Origin of the sequence: Pararobbsia alpina (assembly GCF_965118125.1) — a bacterium.
In the GTDB taxonomy this organism is placed as follows: domain Bacteria; phylum Pseudomonadota; class Gammaproteobacteria; order Burkholderiales; family Burkholderiaceae; genus Pararobbsia; species Pararobbsia alpina_A.
In genome coordinates this window covers 363,713-381,802 of sequence record NZ_OZ221288.1, presented here as the reverse complement: position 1 = coordinate 381,802, position 18,090 = coordinate 363,713, and the positions used below count along the sequence as shown (strand labels likewise).

The following is an 18,090-nucleotide window of genomic DNA, read 5'->3' as shown; positions in this document are numbered from 1 at the left end:
CCCTGCTCGCGAAAGTCGGAATCATGCGGGCCCAATGCCGGCCATCTACGAGGTTGCAAACTGTGTGCCTTGGGAAAGATCGAGTGCGACGTTGACGAATTATTTTCCAGACGACGTCTGGAAAATATCGCTTACCTCCAGGTCGGTATCAGCGATGCAGCGAGCAGCGCCCCCATCGCGAGATTAAGAACGCGCCAGTGAAGCGGCGTCCGAAACAGCCGGGCTAGCAGCACGCCGAGTGCGCACCACAGTGCGAGCGACACGCACGCGGCCACGCCAAACGCGGCACTGAGCAGCGTCGCCAAGTGGGTCGGATCGCTTCCAAGCAGCGCGAACGATGCCGCCGCGCCGACCGTCATCGCCCAGCTTTTTGGATTGAGCCAGAGCAGGAGAAAACCATTGACGAGGGTAATCGGACTCGCAGGCCCGCTGCCTGCATTTGGCGGCCCGCTGCGCGCGATGCGCCACGCAAGCCACAGCAGATACACCGAGCCGAGCGCCTTCACCGCCGTCTGCAGCCACGGCAGCGCGAGCAGCAAACCGCCAAGCCCAAGCGCGGCAACCGCAGCGAGTAAAGCGAGCCCCAGCGCGATGCCGAGCATCAGCGGGATCGAGCGCACGAAGCCGAAGCGTGCGCCCGACGCGGTGGCGAGCGTGGTCGCGCCGCCGGGGGTTACGGTCGCAACGGCGACGAATAGAAGAAGCGGCAGGATCGAGGTCATCGGTGCAGATTCCGGCAATCGAGATTCGCACTTTATGAAACCCCAATACATCTTGAAAGGTAATAATTTTGATGCAATCCATTACGCGCCATAATGCGTGAATGAGCCGAAACCTCGATCTCGATCTGATTCGCACCGTGGTTGCCGTTGCCGATAGCGGCAGCATGACAGTCGCTGCAAACCGACTGCATATGACGCAAGGCGCCGTGAGCCAGCAGGTCAAGCGACTCGAAGACGTGTTGGGTTGTCTTCTTTTCGTGCGCAAGACACGCAAACTGGAGCTGTCGCCGCAGGGCGAGCAGTTTCTCGTGAAGGCGCGCCAGCTGCTGCGACTGAACGACGACATCCTCGCCGACATGACCGGCCAGTCGCTTCGTGGCCACCTGCGCGTCGGCGTCCCCTACGATCTCGTGACGCCGCTCGCGCCCGCGATGAAGGCGTTTGTCGAAGCGCATCCGCACGTGGAGATTTCGCTCGTGTGCGCGGCGTCCACGGAGCTGAGCGAAGCGGTCGATAGCGGTCGCGTGGACGTGGCGCTGGTCGAGTCTGTCGCGAGTGAAGCCGAAGGCGAAGTGGTTCGAATCGAACCGCTGGTCTGGGTCGGAGCGCGCGGCGCCGATGCTTGGCAGAAGCGGCCACTGCCGCTGTCAATGGTGGACGAGCGTTGCGCGTTCCGTCGGGTGGTGCTTGGTGCGCTGGCCGACAAGGACATTGCGTGGCGCACGGTGTTCGAGAGCGGCAACATCGAAGCGACCGCCGCAACGGTACGCGCGGGCCTCGCGATCACGGCGTGGCTCGTCTCCACGGTGCCGGCTGATCTCGAGACGCTCGCCCCTCACGCGGCGGACTTGCCGTCGCTGCCGCCGTTCGCGATCTGCCTGCGATTACCGGCAGCGGTTCAGCCGGCGGCGCAGGAATTCGCGCGCCATGTGCGCGAATCGATGTCGAGCGACGCAGGTGCTGCCCGCGCGCAGCTAGCGACGATTGCGTGATGTACGGCTTTTGCAGTCCAAGTCGATGACTAGTCTGAATTGAAGCTGATATCCACGCCGCTTTTGGAGCCGGGACCTACGCTGCGGACCTACCGCGGCTCTCGGTTGACCATCCAGTCAGCGGTGTCAAAGAACGCCTTCATCAGTCGCTCGCGCAACGTCTCTGGCAGGCCGATGTCTTGCATCGCGCGTGACATGCATCCGAGCCACTGATCACGCTCCGCGCTCGCAATCGGGAACGGCAGATGCCGTGCGCGCAGGCGCGGATGGCCGAAGCGGCCGATGTAGTGATCGGGGCCGCCGAGCCAGCCGCACAGGAACCAGAAGGTCTTGTCGCGCGAGTTGTCGAGCGTCTGCGGGTGCAGCTTGCGAATGCCCGCGTATTCAGGTTCGAGATCCATCAGATCGTAGAAACGATCGATCATCTCGCGCACGCGCTCTTCTCCGCCGATCAGCTCAAATGCGGTCGGCGTGCTCAGTGTTTCTTCGGTTGCATCGGTCATACGATTTCGACATCTCAAGAGAATTCGCGTCGCATGTTACAGGCAAACCGGCGCGGCCGTCGGCCCTATTCCCGATTGGCAATCGCCAGCCACAGATGGTTCTGCTTGCGCGGCGTCGGGTCTTGAGCCGCGACCGCATCATGCCGCGCAAATGTCGCGGGCTTCGGAGCACGCGGCACGCCCTGGCACTCTCGCACGGCGGCTTCGAGCTGAAGGCCCTTGGTGAAGATATCGTCGGCATAGCGGGCAGCAACACGCCCTGCTTCGGTCAATCGAATATGACGTCCTTCCCGCTCGAACAGCGCGCAGCCCAGACGATCTTCAAGCAGCTTGATCTGACCGCTCAGCGTTTGTGGCGTGATATGGAGACGTTGCGACGCACGCACGACTCCGCCGATGCGCGCGACCATCCAGAAGTAGTAGAGATGCTTGTAGTTCATCATGACGCTCCCCGAGTGACGAGTGATTGGCATGACTCGTATCGTAGGGAACGAAAATGAGGCAAGAATGAGGTCGCTGCTACGCGCCGGTTGCGCGGAAGCAGGGAAACGAAAAGACAGGGAGATACGGAGGTATGGAGGTATGGAGGTATGGAGGTATGGAGGTATGGAGGTATGGAGGTATGGAGGTATGGCGGTATGGCGGTACAGAGACGCAGCAATGCAGCGCCACGAACGCGCTTCACTTAAGTAAGCGCCCTCATAACACACCGTCACCGAACTGCGGGGAAACTTCGAGAAAAACGAATATTCGGGGCTTCGCGATCTCTCTACATTGTGCCTGCCCGGCGTTCATCGCCAACAGGAGAGATCACGATGAAAATCCGTATTCAGATGGCCAACCTCACGTTGACCGAGCTCGAGCGCGCGAGTCTGCGCAGCCACGTGCAGCAGCGTATCGAGCGTGTTTTCGCCCGCATCGGCAAGCGCGTTCGTCATATCGATGTCTATCTCAACGATGTCGACGGTCCTCGAGGTGGACCCGATAAGCGATGCGTTATCAAGGTCGATACACATGGCAAGGAACAGATCGTGGCACATGGCCTCGACCGCAATCTGTTCGGACTGGTCAATCAGCTCGCGATGACCGCGATGCGCAATACGCTCGAGCGCATCCGTCGTGCGAAGGACGACGCGATGATCGAAAAGCATGACGGCACCACCGGACTCGCAGGATCATGAAGCGCCGCATGCCTTCCGATATGTCACTGGCCAAAGCGGGCGAGCGCCTCGCTTGCGAGCTTGCGTGTCAGTTCCCCTGCGGGCATCTCGCGAGCGAGTCGGGATGCCTGCCCGGACCAGAGATTGACGAAGTCTGCGACACCCGACGGCTCGGTCTTCGCACGTAGCGGCGCAAGCGCGCCGCCGCCAAGCGGAAACGGCGGCGTGACCGGCGCCATCGGGCCCATCTCGCGCATCACGCGGTTCATGATGCCGCGCGCGGGACGCCCGGTGAACACGTTGGTCACCGCGGTCGAATCGTCGTGCGCCTCGCGCAAGGCCTGGCGATGAATCTCCGGCACCTTCGCTTCAGGGCAGAACAGGTACGCCGTGCCGATCTGCACGCCCGACGCGCCAAGGGCGAAGGCCGCTACGATGCCTCGCGCGTCAGCGATGCCCCCTGCCGCAATGACGGGGACTTTCACTGCGTCGACGACCTGCGGCACAAGTGCGAAGGTACCCACCTGCGTTGCCATCTCGTCAGAGAGGAAGTTGCCGCGGTGGCCGCCTGCTTCAAAACCCATGGCAATGATCACGTCGACGCCACGCGCCTCGAGCCATTGAGCCTCCGCCACCGTCGTGGCCGACGCGAAAATCCTGGCGCCCGTGGCTTTGACACGCGCAAGCAGCGACGCTTCAGGCAAACCGAAATGAAAGCTCACGACCTCGGGCCGAACTTCCTCGACGAGCGCGCAGTAGTCGGCGTCGAACGGCCGCCGCGATGCGCTCGGCAGCGGTGCTTCTGCATCGAGCCCAAGTTCTGCGTAATACGGAGCGAGCCGTGCGCGCCAGGCAAGCGAGCGCGCGGGATCGGGCGTCGGCGGCGTGTGGCAAAAGAAGTTCAGGTTCAGCGGCGACGACGTCTTCTCGCGAATCGTACGCACCGCATCACGAGCCTGGTCCACGCTCAATTGCGCGCACGGCAGCGACGCAAGGCCGCCGGCCGCTGCGACAGCGATGGCGAGATCGGCACCGCCGGGTCCGGCCATCGGGGCCAGCACGATCGGGTGCTCGACCCCCACCAGTTTGGTCAGACGTTGATCGGGCCAGTTCGACATGACGTTCTCCAGAATCCGCGATGTATTGGATCAAGCGTCGTGCGTACCGGTCAGCCGTCGTTGCGATATGCCGGCACGCACGAATTCGTGCGTCCATTTTCCGTGCTTGCGCCCTTCGCGCAAAACGATTTGTAGCGATTGCTTCAATCTGAAAAAACGATGGCCGTCAAACACGATTTGCGTTCGAGCCTTAGAAGCAAGCCCTTGGCACCGGGAATTCCGTCGCTAATCGGGAAATTCCGTCGCTTCAAGTCGTCGTTCGGTCTTCATTCGGTCGTCATCTGTGAACTCGCTCGCAACGAATTAAGCTATCGCAAAACCCGATAGCGGAGCCTTTCCATGGACGTGCGAGATCTCAGGATGTTCGCGGCGGTTGCCGAAGCCGGCGTCGTGACGCATGCGGCCAATCAGCTCAACACAGTACAGTCGAACGTCACGGCGCGCATACGGGCGCTCGAGACGGAACTTGGAGCGCCCCTCTTTGTGCGCCACAGCCGGGGCATGTCGCTCACGCCCGCAGGCTCACAGCTCCTGCCGTACGCCAATCAGATACTCGATCTCGTCGAGCAGGCGCGTCATGCCGTCAGTGCGACGGGCGAAGCACGCGGCACGCTGCGCATCGGTTCGCTCGAAACGACAACGGCCATTCGCCTCCCCCCGCTGCTGGCCAGCTTTGGCACGCGGTTTCCGGCTGTCGACCTCAACCTTGAAACCGGCACGACCGATCAGCTTGTCTCCGCCGTGCTCGAGCGCAAGCTCGATGGCGCATTTGTCGCGGGTGAACTCGTTCATCCGCAACTCACGACGTCGGCCGTTTTCGAAGAAGAATTGGTCATTGCGACGTCGTTGCAAATCGACGATATCGATCGCTACGTCGCCAACGCCGAAGAAGTCCGTGTACTCGTCTTCCGATATGGATGCTCATATCGCAAGCGCTTCGAGAATCTGCTTGCGCGACGCGGCGTCGCTCGCATCAAGGTGCTCGAACTCGGCACGCTCGAAGGCATCCTGGGCTGCGTTGCCGCAGGCTTAGGCATCACGCTGCTGCCCGTATCGGTGGTCGGCACCGCGCGCATGATCGCGCAGCACCGCTTGCCCGCTGAAGAAAGCAAGGTCCAGACGCTGTTCATCAAGCGCCGTGATACACAGGCCTACCTGCCGCTTCATGAATTCGAGCGCTTTGTCGAAGAGGAAGCGCGCGCGGGAGAAGCACGCTCGTCGCTCAAGTCCGTCGCTTAAGTCCGTCGCTTAAGTCCGTCGCTTAAAGTGGTGCCGTAAGCGAGTCGAAAGAGCGCGTGAGCACACCCATCAGACAGGCCCGGTCGATGAGCACATTCGATCAGTCGATCCGGTGCGTAAGTTCGATCGCCGAGTTGGATGAGCGTGTCGAGCAGTCGACGATGCTGTTTGAGGTTATCGCTTTACGCCGGCCCGAAATCAATGACGTCTGACGTTATCGGTTCGCTGCGCATGCGTGGCAAAGCCACACAACGCGCGGGGTTTGACCATTATTGTTCATCCGGAACATATCTATTCGACTTCCGGGTCTTTATCCATGCGGCTCCGATCCGTAGCATTCGAACTACAGCATGGAGCCATCATGAAATCCCTGATCGAACGCAGCCTTTACCAACCCGCGATCGTTTTGCCGATCCTGATGCTCGTGCGCCTGATGACCGCGCTCGACTTCAGCATCACGCAAATCGCGCTGGTGCTTGCGTTCAGGGGCACGCGCTATATCTTCAATCTGATCGCCGATCGCGTACGCGCAGTGTCGCGTGTGTCGTCGCGCGCCTCGACGAACGCAACAAGTCCTGAGCCGCAACGCGCTTCGTCGGCGGTTGTGGTCGATTTTGCGGCAAAGACAACAGCGTCGGCACGTTCGCCTGTCAGCACGGCAAAGACAGCGATGCCTGTACGCGCCGTAGCGTGTGTGGTGAGAACGGCCCTACCCGTGCGCACTGTCGCAGCTGTGGCGAAGACGGCACTGCCTGTGCTCGCGGTGTCGCCCGCGGCGAAGACGAATACGGCGCCTGCAGGCAAAAAAGGCCAGCGCCCCTGCCACTGTTAGGGTTGGATGACCGGTCGAGCATGCTCGACCGGTCGTACTCGTCACAAGGGTTACTTGCCACAAGGGTTACTTGCCACAAGCCTTACTTGTGGCAAGCGTTAATCCTCATACGCGGCACTCGTCACACGCGTCACGCAGTCACTTCAATCGAATCCACACGATCCGGATAAAACGCGACGTAGTTGCGAATATCCGCGACAGCCGAGTACGGCGCTTCGTACGTCCACACCGCATTGACCGAGCGATCGCCGCCTGCAGGAATGCTGTAGTAGCTGCATTCGCCTTTGTACGGGCAATACGTCTGGTGATCGGTGCGTTCGAGCAACGTCATATCGACATCATTGCGCGGGATGTATTGCACCGGCGGGTAGTTCGCTTCGCGCAGCGTCAAAGCCTTGCGCGTGTCGGCGATGACTTTACCGGCCAGCTTCACGACGATATGCGATCCGTTCGGCTCGATCGTGATCGGATGATCGGGGCCAGGAATCTTGACCGTGCGTGCGGGGGCTTTCGTTTCCATATTGCGTTTCCTTGAGGGGATGGGAGTCGCAGTTGCGTAAGGTCCATCTTAGGCACACCTACGTCGCCGACAAAGGCGCGTAGCGAGAGAAGACATTTCGCCGCCCCTTAACAATGCCCTTTCTTTGAGCTTCCTGCTGCCCACGCTTTGGCGCAATGCATGGCAGACGTGTTCGCGTGAGCACGCCGCTGAGCGCCCGACGTTGTTTTGCCGAAGCCTGGCCACTTGCGCGAAAACGCGCTCGACTTGTCTATACAGCTGCACCGCCACAACGCGCAAACCCAATCCACGCCTCGCTTTCCGCTCGATCGTTCTATTTTTTATTGCATTGCAGTAAATACTGTTTGGCAGAATTTCGTCTGTTTCTGGCCAAGGGTAATCCCTAGTATGGAGTCCATGCAGAGATTGAACACGCACTTGTTCTGACAACCCCTTAGGAGTGACGTCATGAAACTGACGCTTGCTACCCTCGCACTGGCTGCCACGCTCGCTATTCCGGCCGTTTCGTTTGCACAGACCCAAGGCGGCCTGACACGCGCCCAGGTGCGCGCACAACTCGTTGAAATCGAGCAAGCCGGCTGGCGTCCGACGAGCGAAGGTCCGACGTATCCGGACCGCCTGCAGGCTGCTGAAGCCCGCGTCGCCGCGAAGCACGCATTGTCCGCTTCGAACGGTCAATAAGACCTCCGGAATCGACGGTGCAGCGATCAGCGCTGCGACGTTGAACCCCGCACCCCACCGCAAGTGTGACGCGGTGGGGTTCAGCGTTTTGAAGAACGCGGCCGCCCGCCGAGGCGACGACACCTGCACCCAAAGCATCATCGCTTCGCTTGCTTTAGACTGGCTCCCGCCACAGCCTTCTAAAGCCATGACTGACACGACCACTCATTTTTATCGCCCCGAAGAAGGGCATCGACTCAGACACGATCCGTTCAAAGCCATCGTCGCACCGCGTGTGATCGGATGGATTTCAAGCCGAGATGCACAAGGACAGGTCAATCTCGCTCCGTACAGTTTCTTTGGCGCGTTCGCGACCTTCCCTTCGATCATCGGTTTTTCGAGCGAAGGCTACAAAGACTCGATTCGCAATATCGAAGAGACGCGTGAATTCGTCTGGAACATGACGTCGCGCACGCTCGCGGAACGGATGAACAAGACGTCGGCGCCCGTTGCGCACGGCGTCAACGAGTTCGAGCTTGCAGGCCTCACGCCTGCACCCGGCAGCGCCGTCGATGTCCCGCACGTTGCCGAATCGCCGGCGTCGCTCGAATGCAAGCTCATCGAAATCATTCGCCTCAAATCGCTCGACGGCGCGCCGATGGACAACTGGCTCGCGCTCGGACAAGTCGTCGGCGTGCATATCCGCACGGAGTTTCTGAAGGATGGCTTGTTCGATACGCAAGCGGCCCAGCCCGTGATGCGCGCAGGCTATCGCGCCGATTACGCGCAAATCGGCGAGCGCTTTGAAATGATTCGGCCGACAGCCTAGCGAATCGAATCCGGATCGAACGCGTTACGCCGCGCTCGATCCTTAGCCGCACGATCCTTAGCCGCACGACTCATTCGCGCTCGGCCACAGCCTGCTTCGCAAAGAACCGGTTTTCCGGTCGAGGCAAGCCCAGGTTCTCGCGCAGCGTTCTGCCTTCGTATTCACGGCGAAACACGCCTCGCCGCTGGAGTTCCGGCACGACCTTGTCGACAAAGTCGTCGAGCCCTTGAGGCAGGTGCGAAAACATGATGTTGAATCCATCCGAGCCGGATTCAGCGAGCCATTGCTCCATCTCGTCGGCGATCATCGCCGGCGTGCCGACCATCTCGAGTCCCGAATAACCGCCGATGCGCTGGGCCAGCTGACGCACGGTCAGATTGTCGCGGCGAGCCCATTCGATCACGCGATCGCGGCTGCTCTTGCTGGCGTTGCTTTCGGGGACCGGAGGCAACGGGGCATCGAGATCGAACTTCGAAGCATCCGACCCCAGCGCGATCGACAGCGACGCGATGCCGCTCTCCGCATAAACGAATGTGTCGAGCCGCGCGCGCGTCTCGCGAGCTTCTTCAAGCGTGTCGCCGACGACGACGAAGCACGCAGGCAAGATCTTCATATGTTCAGGATCACGGCCGACGGCAGCCATACGGCCTTTGACGTCAGCGTAAAACCGCTTGCCCTCTTGGAGGTTCGGAGGCGCCGTAAAAACCGCTTCGGCTGTTTCAGCCGCGATCTGCCGACCCGCCTCCGACGACCCCGCCTGCACGATGACCGGCCATCCCTGCACGGGTCGCGCAATATTCAGCGGCCCCCGCACCGAGTAGTGCGTGCCCTTGTGATTGAGCACATGCAATTTTTCCGGATCGAAAAACGTGCCCGATTGCGTATCTCGCACAAACGCATCGTCACCCCAGCTGTCCCACAGCCCGGTCACGACATCGAAAAACTCGCGCGCGCGCCGGTAGCGCTCGGCATGGTCGACGTGTTCGTCGAGCCCAAAGTTGAGCGCCGCATCCGGGTTCGCGGTCGTCACGAGATTCCATCCGGCTCTACCGCCGCTGATATGGTCGAGCGACGCGAAGCGTCGTGCGACGTGATACGGCGCATCGAATGTCGTCGATGCGGTCGCCACCAGCCCCAGATGCTCGGTGACCATCGCCAGCGCGGGCAGCAAGGTCATCGGCTCGAACGAGGTGACGGTATGGCTGTGCTGTAGCGCATCGAGTGGCATGTTGAGCACGGCCAGATGATCGGCCATGAAAAAGGCGTCAAAACGGCCGCGCTCGAGCGTCTGAGCCAGACGCTTGATATGCGCAATGTTGAAATTCGCGTCGGGCCATGCGCCCGGATAGCGCCAGGCGCCCGTGTGGATCGTAACGGGACGCATGAATGCGCCGAGGTGCAGCTGACGTCGTGATGAGGGCATGGTCGGGCCTCGTTGCCGGTCGATCACGCGAACATACGCCGATTCGAAAAACTCGGCTCACGCGAGGGCTAATCGTTCAGCAACTTCGACCAATGGATGTCACGTGCGCTGCAGACTCCGAGACTCGCGCCGATAATCATGCCCCGAAGCGCATCTCGCGCGAATGCAATATGCAAGACCAACATGCCCCGACTGATTTTGATTGCCGTGCTGATGCTGGCCGGCTGCGCCTCACCCGTGGTCTACCGCGACCCGCAAACCGGACACACCGCGCAGTGTTCGAGCTCGAACGTTGGCGGTCTGCCCGCAGCGAAACACGACATTGATGACTGCTCGACCGTGCTCGAGCATATGGGATGGGTTCGCGACGAATAGTCGCTTAAGCCGTGGTCGCTTAAGCCGTGGTCGCTTAAGCCGTGGTCGCTAAAGTCCTACTCGCTTAAGCCCTGGTCCCTTAAGCCGGCTGCCCCGGCACGTGGATCCGGTAATCGTCGAGCGCCTTGCCTTCGAGCCACCACGGCGTGCGTCCACGGCCGGTCCAGCTGCGTCCGGTGATCGGATCGTAATAAGCGGCAGGCAGATCGGTGCGGCCGGTCTTTTTCGGGCCGTGCCCCAATGCGCTCGCAATCTCGACAATCGTGATGCCATGCGCTGCGGCCAGTTCAGCAATGTCCTTGAGCGCACGATCCTTTTCGCCGCGCCGCGCTTCGTCCAGCAGATCGTCGAGACGCTGGCGCTCGGCGATGAGGTCCTTGATCGAATTCATAGTCCGCACAGAATGATGGGCCATCGACGCACGCCGCCAGGACTGTGACGGACGCTTGTCCGCACAGCCGCCGCGCGCCAGTCGCGCTAACCCTGTTCTTGTCGATGCTGTTATGGGGTGCTTGTCGGCGAAGACCGTTCGCCCCACGCATATCGCAACTCGAGCCGGATAGGCTGGCGATGACGTGAGAGGCCGTTGCCTTACTGCTTGCTGCACATCAATCAGGCCGCTGCACCGCCGGCATGGGTATGCCCAGGCGAAACGCAGGGTTGCGCGAGAGCCGCGTTCGGCTCGCCGCACGACGGGCCACGCGGTTTGCGCGCGGCACCAGGGAAGTTAATTTTTGTTGGTATGCCAAGAACGCTCGCGCCCCCGGACATATTCCAGACTTGCTGTCACAGCATGCCGATTCGCATGCGCCACGTATTGATGCGTGTCAAAACGACACACAGTTCATTACACGCAGCAAGTATTGCCGCAGATTACCAAACGGCCGGCCCTTGGCAGGACTAGGGAAATCCCTAGCCAGCCTTGGTATACCGGGGCGCCAGGCAAAGTCCGCTCGAACTCAAGCTTGGAGCCCGCTTAGACGCCGCTTGAATTCCCTCTTGGACGCTGCTCAGGCAATGCCGAACAGGTGCCGTTGATCTCATTCAAGCGAGCGCAACGTCATCACTCATACCGCCCAACCCATGCTGGTCACGCGCGCCCCGACCACGCGAAACACGGCCGGCCTGCGCCTGATCATCCGCTTCGACGCGAAACACCGACACCCCTTCGCGCAGCTTGCGCGCCTGATCAGCCATCGACGTCGTAGCTGCCGACGCCTGCTCGACGAGCGCCGCGTTTTGCTGCGTGACGTCATCCATCCGCGTCACGGCGACATTGACCTGCTCGATGCCCGTCGTCTGCTCGGCAGAGGCCGCTGCGATTTCATTCATGATGCCGGTGAGCCGGCTGATTTCGGTGACTGCATCACCCACGGTCGTACCCGCCTCGCCGGCCTGGCGAGCACCTTCGGCGATGCGTGCGCTCGAGTCCTGAATCAATGCCTTGATTTCCTTGGCTGCGTTGGCGCTGCGCTGAGCGAGCGCGCGAACCTCTGCGGCCACCACGGCAAAGCCGCGGCCATGTTCGCTCGCACGCGCGGCCTCGACCGCAGCGTTCAGCGCGAGGATATTGGTCTGGAACGCAATGCTGTCGATGACGCTCGTGATCTCGCCGATGCGCGCCGCGCTCTCTGCGATCTCTCGCATCGTCGAAACAACCGAGTTGACCGCAGCGCCACCGCGCGCGGCCACATCCGATGCACGCTCGCTGAGGCTGCTCGCCTCGCGGGCGCTTTCCGAGTTGTGACGCACAGTCGACGTCAGCTCCTCAAGGCTCGACGCGGTTTCTTCGAGCGATGCGGCCTGTTCTTCGGTGCGTTCAGACAGATTCGCGTTGCCCGCTGCGATTTCGGATGCCGCGTCGGCAATCGAGTTCGCGCTGCCGCGTACGTTCGAGACCAGCGTGCGCAAGTCGCCGTTCATCGCGTTGAGCGCGCGCAGCAATTGCGCAGTCTCGTTGTTGCCCTGCACGTCGATCGTTCCCGTCAGGTCGCCGGACGCAACGCGCTCGGCGACGGCGACGGCCTCACCGATCGGGCCCGTGATCGAGCGGATCACCGACACGGCAACGGCCGTGGCGATCCCGAGGCACACCAGCAGACCTGCCAACAGTCCCAGTTGCTGCTTGCGCAAGGTATCGGCCTGATGATCGAGCAGACCATCGAGCGCGCCGAGCGACGCATCGATCATCGCGTACTGAGCGTTGATCACGCGCGATACGCTGGCGGCGTAGTCATGCGCATCCGCATCGATCGACGTGGCCTTGATGATCTTGTCCTTCGTCGTAGCCAGCATGTCCTGAGTCGACTGCACCAGTGCCGTGGACTGACCGGCGATCCCTTGCGCAAGCGATGCATTCGCGGAGCCGACCTTTGCGAAATCGCCCTTGAGCGCGATCAGTCGCTCATTGGCACGATCCGATGCGCTGAGCAGCGTGAAGTTCTCGACCGGCGTGCTCGCCTTGCGCGTCAGCACGATCGTGCCCGTCGCGCGCAGCCGATTGAAGTCCTCCGACAAGGACGGCAAGTCGACGAACGTCGCCTGCGCGAGCGCGAAGCTGTCGAGATTCGAATCGAGCGACAGCCCGTATTGGTCGAGCAGCACGCTATTGAACTGAAGCACGCTGTGCACAATGCCGGTGTGAAGGTCGAAGCTGCGCGATGCATCGATCGACCCTGCGTTCACGCGACCGCGCAGCGTGTGCCACGCGCCGACAAGCTTGTCCCATTCAGCGGAGACATCGGGTTTGCCGAGCAGCTTGATAGTGGCATCGAGCGTGTCGATATCGGCGTCGATGCGCTTGGCGATGTCGGCGCGGGACTTTTCATCAGCGGCGTCGCCACTCATCAGCTTGCGCGTCATGGCAGCGCGATGCTGCTGAACGTCCTCAAGCAATTGAATCATCGCGTGCAGGGTTGGCAGACCCGCTCGCTCGTGGTGCTTGGACGCGACGGTGGCATTCGAACCGAACACGAACAAAGCGGTCGGCCACGCAATCAGCGCCAGTGCAAGCACGCCTAGCAGCAAGAATTTTGTCGGAAGCGTCAGACGGGCGAAAAGCTTCTTCATTGCAGGCGTATGTCTCGTTTATCGATCTTTCGACCTTGTTTATCTATTTCGCCAGCGCTGCAATAGGGATTGCACAACGGTGGTTGCGCGTTTTAACGGCGCATATCGCATGCAGGTTAAGTCGGGGTTTGCGCGGATGGAAAATATGCCCGCTTCTTTGTCACCCTGAAGTACTTGTCTATCAAGGGTTTGGCATACCTGACCATATTCAAATGGTCATTTCAGGCGATTCGCCTTGATAATCTGAATATCTGATTGAATGCGAGTAGACTCCGATTAGATATTGATTAGACGTCATTGAGCCGCAATTAAAAATTTTGCGAAACACAGCGTCGAATCGCTGAATATGTTTAGCAATTCGACGCTGAACAGAGGGGAAATAAACGGTGTCCGGCGGCCGGCTATTGCGCGGCCTCTGCACGCGCCTTCAGGCCGTCGGCTTCGAATGCGAGATAGCGCGTCGTGATGCGTTTACCGAGGATGCCGACGACCGCGCCAAGCGGACCGTCATACCGTAGATGCAACGCGGCCATGCAGCCATGCTCGTTGGGCTCGAGCACGTGATCGGCGACGATATTGAGGCCAGGCACGCCCGACTGCCAGACAAAGCGCCGCGACGGCTGCCAGTCGCGCACCTCCCAGACCGCGGGGCGAAGGCGTGGCTGATGCACGCGCACGCGTGAGCCGACGCCATAGGGTTGTTGCGACAACGATTCCACGCGTTTGACGGACTTCGTCCATTCGGGCCAGTGGTCGATGTCGGCAAGGACGGACCACGCAGCTTCGACGGGCGCTCCGATCTGACGGGTGATATGAAAATCTCGCATAGGACTCCCACACCGGAAACAAAGGGGTACGACGCCCAGCCCGCGCGATCCATCGATGCGTGCTCAGGCGTCGTGTTGTCAGTGTAGGTCGCGCGTGGCGATGCTGCGTACCGCGTCGCACTCGAGCCAATTCGAGTCAAAACGGGTCACTCGCGTCGATTCAAATCACGGCGCGGAGCGCGCAGGCTAGCTACCCGGCGCTCGGCCAGGGTGCGGCCCGAGACCCGGCCCCCGCCCAGTTTGCGTGCGCGGTTATGCCAGCGACACAGGACCGTGCAGTACGGCGTATCCCTCGCCTGCGTCGTGCGGTACGACTGAAATGGTGCGGCCGGTCGCGCCCGGATGGATCAACGCGAGCAACGCATCCGAACGCACGACGAGATCGGCGAGCGTCGACTCGTCGAGCACCGCGAGATAGGCATCGAGTGCGCGCTGCATCGTGCCGCGCAAATCGCACACCGGCGCGATGACGCACTGGTTACCTCGCTGCGATGACGAAAAGCACTCTGCGAGCCGGAAATCGGGCTCGAGCGCACGCACCACATTGCCGACGCGAATCTCCGTGGATTCCATTGCAAGCCTGACACCGCCCTTCCGGCCCCGTACAGTCACCAGAAATTGCGCTTTGCCGAGCGCGTGGACCACTTTCATCAGGTGGCTATGCGGAATATGGAAGGCGTCGGAGATTTCGTGAATCGTGACAAGCCGTTCAGGGTGAATCGCAGCGTAGATCAGCGCGCGCAGGCCGTAGTCGGTGAAGTCGGTGAGTCGCATCGGGGCGTGAATGCACTCGGCGGGACCTGGGCGTTGCGCGCAGGAGCCACGAATCGAGGCATGGATAAAGGCACGAATCGGCGGCTTACGGGAAGCCGCACCACCAGAGCGTCCGACGTGCCTTCGCATGCCGCCGCGCCCGCTCTGAACCAGCGCGGGCGAGGCCTCACGCGGGCTCAACGTTATAAGCGGGTCACGACACGGGCAATGTCCAGTTGGCGGTCATTTTTTTCGTGCGAAGAGTGCCAGTGCACACACGACACGAAGACCGCTCCGAAGCGGCTACCGAAGCGGCCACGCCAGCCGGGTTCGGCGGGCGGTCTGGCCGTACGCGGACTACTCGAACGACACCGTGGCAAGACCCGTGCGATCGACCTGCCGTTGCGCGGGCTGTCCCGCTATCTGGATTTTGCCGATGCCCGACACGTGGACTTTTGCCGACTCCGACGCGAACGCATGCATCGACGCCGTGCCCGTCACATCGGCATCGAGCGAACGCGCGTGGATCGCGCTGGTGTCGACCATTCCGGTGCCCGAGACCGACACGCTGACGTGGTCGACGGTGCCGGTCACCTGCATCGTCGCGTTGCCCGTGATCTTGAGCGCAAGCGCACTGCTGGCGACGTTCGTGGCAACAAAATGCCCCGTGCCGGTCAGTGTCACCGCTTCGGGTGACGGCCCGGCGATTTCGATGCGAATCGGCTGGCGCAGCGTCACGGCCCCATCGATGCCGATCGACAACACGCCGTTCTCGACCCGCGTGACCACCACGGGCAGCACGTTGGCTTGCGTCGTGATGCGCACCGAGGGCTTGTCCGCCACGGTGAACGTCGCTTCGGCGGGAAGGCTGATCGAAATGGAACGGAAGGTGTCGAGCGTGCGCGTTTCGGTTTTCTCAGGCCCCGAGGCGACGATCGGATCCACGCGGCGGCCGTTGATCATGATGACGTTCTGGTCGTTGCCGCTCGACTGCACAACCGTCTGTGCCAGCGAGGACAGGGTAAAAACTGCGGCGCCTGCACCGGCGGCGATTGCCGTGAGACCGCGGGCCGTGGTGATCGCTCTGACGCGGCGACGTTCTTTGAAAGTCATGAGAAAAGGGTCCGTAACGTGAAGTTTCTGTGTCTGCTTCTTTGTCTGTCGCGGCACCGCTTCGCCGACCGGGCTCGCGGTGCTTCGATGCGTTATTCAAGTCTAGACGGCTTGCGTGCGCGTGCCACCGTTATGCAGGGCTATGCGCGGTCACGATGCGTCGGCGATACGCCAGCCTTGCGCCGTGCCCATTTGAATCACTTGCTTCGCGATGGCATCGGCCAGATGTTGGGATTCGCCCGACACGCTGCCGCGCTTCTTTTCCGACACGGCGTGCAAGCCGGTACCCGCGACCGCTGCCGTGGCTACATGGCCGGCCGCCGCGCCGACACCTGCTGTCTCAGCAAAGCCCGGCGCATGGCCGCTGTCCGCCGATGCGTCGAAGCTCTGAGCGACCTGCGTCGTGCCATTCGCCGACACGTACACGAGCTGCACCGACGCCGTTTCCTCGCTCTTGCCGGCACCCAGGCCAATCAGCATGCGACGGCGGCGATTGCCTTCATCCACGGCATTGAAGCGCCCCGTCACAACCAGCGCATTCTGTCCGGCCGGAATCGGTCCATCGAGCCGCACTGCTTTCAAGCCCATATGCTGGAGCTTCGCGACGATTTCATCGGCCACCTCGTCGCGCGCCTGCGCCGCCGTGTCCGACTGCGCCTGAGCTTGCGTGGTGCCCTCCATGCTGGCCTTGATCTTCTTGATCGCGCCGCCTTGATCGACCTTGACGTCGTTCGCATCGATATCGAATGCGCTCACGTAGATCATCTGCGGTTGCGCACCGAGCTGAACGGCATGTTCCGACATCGAGGTCACACCGCCGCTCGCACAACCGGAGAACAGTGCGCAGCTGAGCACGAGCGCTGCACCGATACGACGAACCACTTTGGCACCCGGGATATTCCACGACGTCAACATGCTGATCCTTTCCGACACGCCCTGTGTCATTGCTGAATCGAACCACCGATGATCGCGTGCCGTGGACCTTCGATCATCAGGGGCTCGACTCATGCATCAGACCCTGGTCTCGTGCGCTTCGACGTGCGCACCGGCAACAGAAGCGAGTATGGGAGACGGGACGCCCGAAAGCTACGAAGGAAGTATGTCGGGAAATGTCATGCGGCGGGGCTCGACGCAGGGCTGGGTGAAGCCCTCGTGCCTCGGCGCAAAGCCAGGCGTGATGCGCCTTTGCGGGCCTTGTGGGCGCGCTCGGCGACGCTCATACGGATTGGATTGTGTTGCTGGAATTGCGGTGCCGGGACCTGGATTGTGTCACCGGAAACGACCCGCCCATGCGACGGGAATCGACTCGCCTGGCTTCGTCGCGCCAGGACTTTGCACCGCTTCCGTCAGGCGCGGCGCCGGGTTGCGAGCATGCGGGCAGCCGTCTCTTCCGACATGCGCTGCTGGATCAACGAGAGGCCGATTTCATGGCCGCGCGCTTCGACGCGATCCGCCAGAACGGTCAGAAACGACAGCAAGTCGCTTTCGCCGTGCGAAGCGGTAAAGCGCTCGACGGTCTGTGCGAGTTCGGCACCTGCGCTCTCCTCGCTCATCGCGCTGCTGATATGCGCGGCGGAGCGAGCCAGTTCCATGGCGTAGTCACGCTGGCAACGACGCAATTCGACCTGCATCTGCGCCGACATCGCGACGACCTGGTTGCGCGCGCCCCGTCGCACACGCGTCACACCGCGGTTCGCGGCGTTGTCCGGCCCGGAAGAATATGTATTGCCCACTTCAGAACACCTCAATGTTGCGGCGAGTGATCGCTTGGAACCCGATCGTACGGGGCTCCTTACGTCTGCCTTGACTGTCTGTATCGGTTTTACAAATTTTCCCGGTTCGGCGGCCGGTCAGGCTGCTGCCGAAACGAGCGGTAAGCCGGTATTGCCCCGCCGCGCAGGCCCGATGAGCACGGCTGCCAGCGCTTGGGGGCCCGAAACCGCCTAAAGTCACGC

General features: G+C 61.6%; 20 protein-coding genes. 7 read left to right on the top strand and 13 right to left on the bottom strand.

All coding sequences use genetic code 11. The features are described from left to right. Nucleotides 1–131: 131 nt before the first annotated feature. Nucleotides 132–722 (bottom strand): LysE family translocator, encoded by a 591-nt coding sequence (locus tag ACMFWR_RS20165; RefSeq protein ID WP_413196464.1) that lies wholly within the window; start codon nt 720–722, stop codon nt 132–134. 101 nt (nt 723–823) lie between these two features. Here ACMFWR_RS20165 and ACMFWR_RS20160 point away from each other — a divergent pair, with 101 nt between their 5' ends. Then, nucleotides 824–1,714 (top strand): LysR family transcriptional regulator, encoded by an 891-nt coding sequence (locus ACMFWR_RS20160; protein ID WP_413196463.1) that lies wholly within the window; start codon nt 824–826, stop codon nt 1,712–1,714. A gap of 89 nt (nt 1,715–1,803) precedes the next feature. Here ACMFWR_RS20160 and ACMFWR_RS20155 read toward each other — a convergent pair whose 3' ends face one another. Both ACMFWR_RS20155 and ACMFWR_RS20150 read right to left on the bottom strand, forming a co-directional pair. Continuing rightward, on the bottom strand, nt 1,804–2,217 hold the full coding sequence (locus ACMFWR_RS20155; RefSeq protein ID WP_413196462.1) for a group II truncated hemoglobin: 414 nt from the start codon (nt 2,215–2,217) through the stop codon (nt 1,804–1,806). Nucleotides 2,218–2,282: 65 nt separating this feature from the next. Then, complete coding sequence (locus ACMFWR_RS20150) at nt 2,283–2,690, bottom strand: LysR family transcriptional regulator (protein ID WP_413196461.1); 408 nt, start codon at nt 2,688–2,690, stop codon at nt 2,283–2,285. Between the two features lie 342 nt (nt 2,691–3,032). Here ACMFWR_RS20150 and ACMFWR_RS20145 point away from each other — a divergent pair, with 342 nt between their 5' ends. Next, nucleotides 3,033–3,398, top strand: coding sequence for a hypothetical protein (locus ACMFWR_RS20145; RefSeq protein WP_413196460.1), 366 nt, complete (start codon nt 3,033–3,035; stop codon nt 3,396–3,398). Between the two features lie 23 nt (nt 3,399–3,421). Here the strand turns inward: ACMFWR_RS20145 and ACMFWR_RS20140 are convergent, their stop codons facing one another. After that, nucleotides 3,422–4,495, bottom strand: coding sequence for an NAD(P)H-dependent flavin oxidoreductase (locus ACMFWR_RS20140; protein ID WP_413196459.1), 1,074 nt, complete (start codon nt 4,493–4,495; stop codon nt 3,422–3,424). Between the two features lie 339 nt (nt 4,496–4,834). On the opposite strand from ACMFWR_RS20140, the gene ACMFWR_RS20135 reads away from it, so the two are divergent. Both ACMFWR_RS20135 and ACMFWR_RS20130 read left to right on the top strand, forming a co-directional pair. After that, nucleotides 4,835–5,734, top strand: a complete 900-nt coding sequence (locus tag ACMFWR_RS20135) for a LysR substrate-binding domain-containing protein (protein WP_413196458.1) — start codon at nt 4,835–4,837, stop codon at nt 5,732–5,734. A gap of 361 nt (nt 5,735–6,095) precedes the next feature. Beyond that, a complete protein-coding gene (locus ACMFWR_RS20130; protein WP_413196457.1) occupies nt 6,096–6,566 on the top strand; it encodes a hypothetical protein in 471 nt (156 codons plus the stop codon). A gap of 130 nt (nt 6,567–6,696) precedes the next feature. Here ACMFWR_RS20130 and ACMFWR_RS20125 read toward each other — a convergent pair whose 3' ends face one another. Continuing rightward, nucleotides 6,697–7,086, bottom strand: coding sequence for a DUF427 domain-containing protein (locus ACMFWR_RS20125; protein WP_413196456.1), 390 nt, complete (start codon nt 7,084–7,086; stop codon nt 6,697–6,699). 447 nt (nt 7,087–7,533) lie between these two features. On the opposite strand from ACMFWR_RS20125, the gene ACMFWR_RS20120 reads away from it, so the two are divergent. Next, the gene (locus tag ACMFWR_RS20120) at nt 7,534–7,767 is read left to right on the top strand and encodes a DUF4148 domain-containing protein (protein WP_413196455.1); all 234 of its coding nucleotides are present in this window, start codon (nt 7,534–7,536) and stop codon (nt 7,765–7,767) included. A gap of 187 nt (nt 7,768–7,954) precedes the next feature. Continuing rightward, a complete protein-coding gene (locus ACMFWR_RS20115) occupies nt 7,955–8,575 on the top strand; it encodes a flavin reductase family protein (protein WP_413196454.1) in 621 nt (206 codons plus the stop codon). A gap of 70 nt (nt 8,576–8,645) precedes the next feature. Here the strand turns inward: ACMFWR_RS20115 and ACMFWR_RS20110 are convergent, their stop codons facing one another. Then, nucleotides 8,646–9,998 (bottom strand): LLM class flavin-dependent oxidoreductase, encoded by a 1,353-nt coding sequence (locus tag ACMFWR_RS20110; protein WP_413196453.1) that lies wholly within the window; start codon nt 9,996–9,998, stop codon nt 8,646–8,648. A 183-nt stretch (nt 9,999–10,181) separates the two neighbouring features. Here ACMFWR_RS20110 and ACMFWR_RS20105 point away from each other — a divergent pair, with 183 nt between their 5' ends. Continuing rightward, on the top strand, nt 10,182–10,373 hold the full coding sequence (locus tag ACMFWR_RS20105) for a hypothetical protein (protein ID WP_413196452.1): 192 nt from the start codon (nt 10,182–10,184) through the stop codon (nt 10,371–10,373). Nucleotides 10,374–10,452: 79 nt separating this feature from the next. Here the strand turns inward: ACMFWR_RS20105 and ACMFWR_RS20100 are convergent, their stop codons facing one another. From ACMFWR_RS20100 to ACMFWR_RS20070, 7 genes are all read right to left on the bottom strand, one after another. Continuing rightward, entirely contained in the window at nt 10,453–10,764 is a 312-nt protein-coding gene (locus ACMFWR_RS20100) for an H-NS family nucleoid-associated regulatory protein (protein WP_413196451.1), read from the bottom strand. A gap of 653 nt (nt 10,765–11,417) precedes the next feature. Next, nucleotides 11,418–13,442, bottom strand: coding sequence for a methyl-accepting chemotaxis protein (locus tag ACMFWR_RS20095; RefSeq protein ID WP_413196450.1), 2,025 nt, complete (start codon nt 13,440–13,442; stop codon nt 11,418–11,420). Nucleotides 13,443–13,843: 401 nt separating this feature from the next. Further along, complete coding sequence (locus tag ACMFWR_RS20090; protein ID WP_413196449.1) at nt 13,844–14,269, bottom strand: SRPBCC family protein; 426 nt, start codon at nt 14,267–14,269, stop codon at nt 13,844–13,846. A 252-nt stretch (nt 14,270–14,521) separates the two neighbouring features. Beyond that, nucleotides 14,522–15,043 carry an RrF2 family transcriptional regulator gene (locus tag ACMFWR_RS20085; protein WP_413196448.1) on the bottom strand — a complete coding sequence of 174 codons (522 nt, stop codon included), beginning with the start codon at nt 15,041–15,043 and terminating at the stop codon, nt 14,522–14,524. 336 nt (nt 15,044–15,379) lie between these two features. Beyond that, nucleotides 15,380–16,135, bottom strand: a complete 756-nt coding sequence (locus tag ACMFWR_RS20080) for a GIN domain-containing protein (RefSeq protein WP_413196447.1) — start codon at nt 16,133–16,135, stop codon at nt 15,380–15,382. 150 nt (nt 16,136–16,285) lie between these two features. Then, nucleotides 16,286–17,050 carry a DUF4410 domain-containing protein gene (locus tag ACMFWR_RS20075; protein ID WP_413196446.1) on the bottom strand — a complete coding sequence of 255 codons (765 nt, stop codon included), beginning with the start codon at nt 17,048–17,050 and terminating at the stop codon, nt 16,286–16,288. 431 nt (nt 17,051–17,481) lie between these two features. Then, complete coding sequence (locus ACMFWR_RS20070; RefSeq protein WP_413196445.1) at nt 17,482–17,868, bottom strand: hypothetical protein; 387 nt, start codon at nt 17,866–17,868, stop codon at nt 17,482–17,484. Nucleotides 17,869–18,090 lie beyond the last annotated feature (222 nt).

Excerpts from the sequence above, each read along its gene's own strand:
- ACMFWR_RS20165 (WP_413196464.1), bottom strand. The coding sequence starts at position 722 with ATGACCTCGATCCTGCCGCTTCTTCTATTCGTCGCCGTTGCGACCGTA.
- ACMFWR_RS20160 (WP_413196463.1), top strand. The coding sequence starts at position 824 with ATGAGCCGAAACCTCGATCTCGATCTGATTCGCACCGTGGTTGCCGTT.
- ACMFWR_RS20155 (WP_413196462.1), bottom strand. The coding sequence starts at position 2,217 with ATGACCGATGCAACCGAAGAAACACTGAGCACGCCGACCGCATTTGAG.
- ACMFWR_RS20150 (WP_413196461.1), bottom strand. The coding sequence starts at position 2,690 with ATGCCAATCACTCGTCACTCGGGGAGCGTCATGATGAACTACAAGCAT.
- ACMFWR_RS20145 (WP_413196460.1), top strand. The coding sequence starts at position 3,033 with ATGAAAATCCGTATTCAGATGGCCAACCTCACGTTGACCGAGCTCGAG.
- ACMFWR_RS20140 (WP_413196459.1), bottom strand. The coding sequence starts at position 4,495 with ATGTCGAACTGGCCCGATCAACGTCTGACCAAACTGGTGGGGGTCGAG.
- ACMFWR_RS20135 (WP_413196458.1), top strand. The coding sequence starts at position 4,835 with ATGGACGTGCGAGATCTCAGGATGTTCGCGGCGGTTGCCGAAGCCGGC.
- ACMFWR_RS20130 (WP_413196457.1), top strand. The coding sequence starts at position 6,096 with ATGAAATCCCTGATCGAACGCAGCCTTTACCAACCCGCGATCGTTTTG.
- ACMFWR_RS20125 (WP_413196456.1), bottom strand. The coding sequence starts at position 7,086 with ATGGAAACGAAAGCCCCCGCACGCACGGTCAAGATTCCTGGCCCCGAT.
- ACMFWR_RS20120 (WP_413196455.1), top strand. The coding sequence starts at position 7,534 with ATGAAACTGACGCTTGCTACCCTCGCACTGGCTGCCACGCTCGCTATT.
- ACMFWR_RS20115 (WP_413196454.1), top strand. The coding sequence starts at position 7,955 with ATGACTGACACGACCACTCATTTTTATCGCCCCGAAGAAGGGCATCGA.
- ACMFWR_RS20110 (WP_413196453.1), bottom strand. The coding sequence starts at position 9,998 with ATGCCCTCATCACGACGTCAGCTGCACCTCGGCGCATTCATGCGTCCC.
- ACMFWR_RS20105 (WP_413196452.1), top strand. The coding sequence starts at position 10,182 with ATGCCCCGACTGATTTTGATTGCCGTGCTGATGCTGGCCGGCTGCGCC.
- ACMFWR_RS20100 (WP_413196451.1), bottom strand. The coding sequence starts at position 10,764 with ATGAATTCGATCAAGGACCTCATCGCCGAGCGCCAGCGTCTCGACGAT.
- ACMFWR_RS20095 (WP_413196450.1), bottom strand. The coding sequence starts at position 13,442 with ATGAAGAAGCTTTTCGCCCGTCTGACGCTTCCGACAAAATTCTTGCTG.
- ACMFWR_RS20090 (WP_413196449.1), bottom strand. The coding sequence starts at position 14,269 with ATGCGAGATTTTCATATCACCCGTCAGATCGGAGCGCCCGTCGAAGCT.
- ACMFWR_RS20085 (WP_413196448.1), bottom strand. The coding sequence starts at position 15,043 with ATGCGACTCACCGACTTCACCGACTACGGCCTGCGCGCGCTGATCTAC.
- ACMFWR_RS20080 (WP_413196447.1), bottom strand. The coding sequence starts at position 16,135 with ATGACTTTCAAAGAACGTCGCCGCGTCAGAGCGATCACCACGGCCCGC.
- ACMFWR_RS20075 (WP_413196446.1), bottom strand. The coding sequence starts at position 17,050 with ATGTTGACGTCGTGGAATATCCCGGGTGCCAAAGTGGTTCGTCGTATC.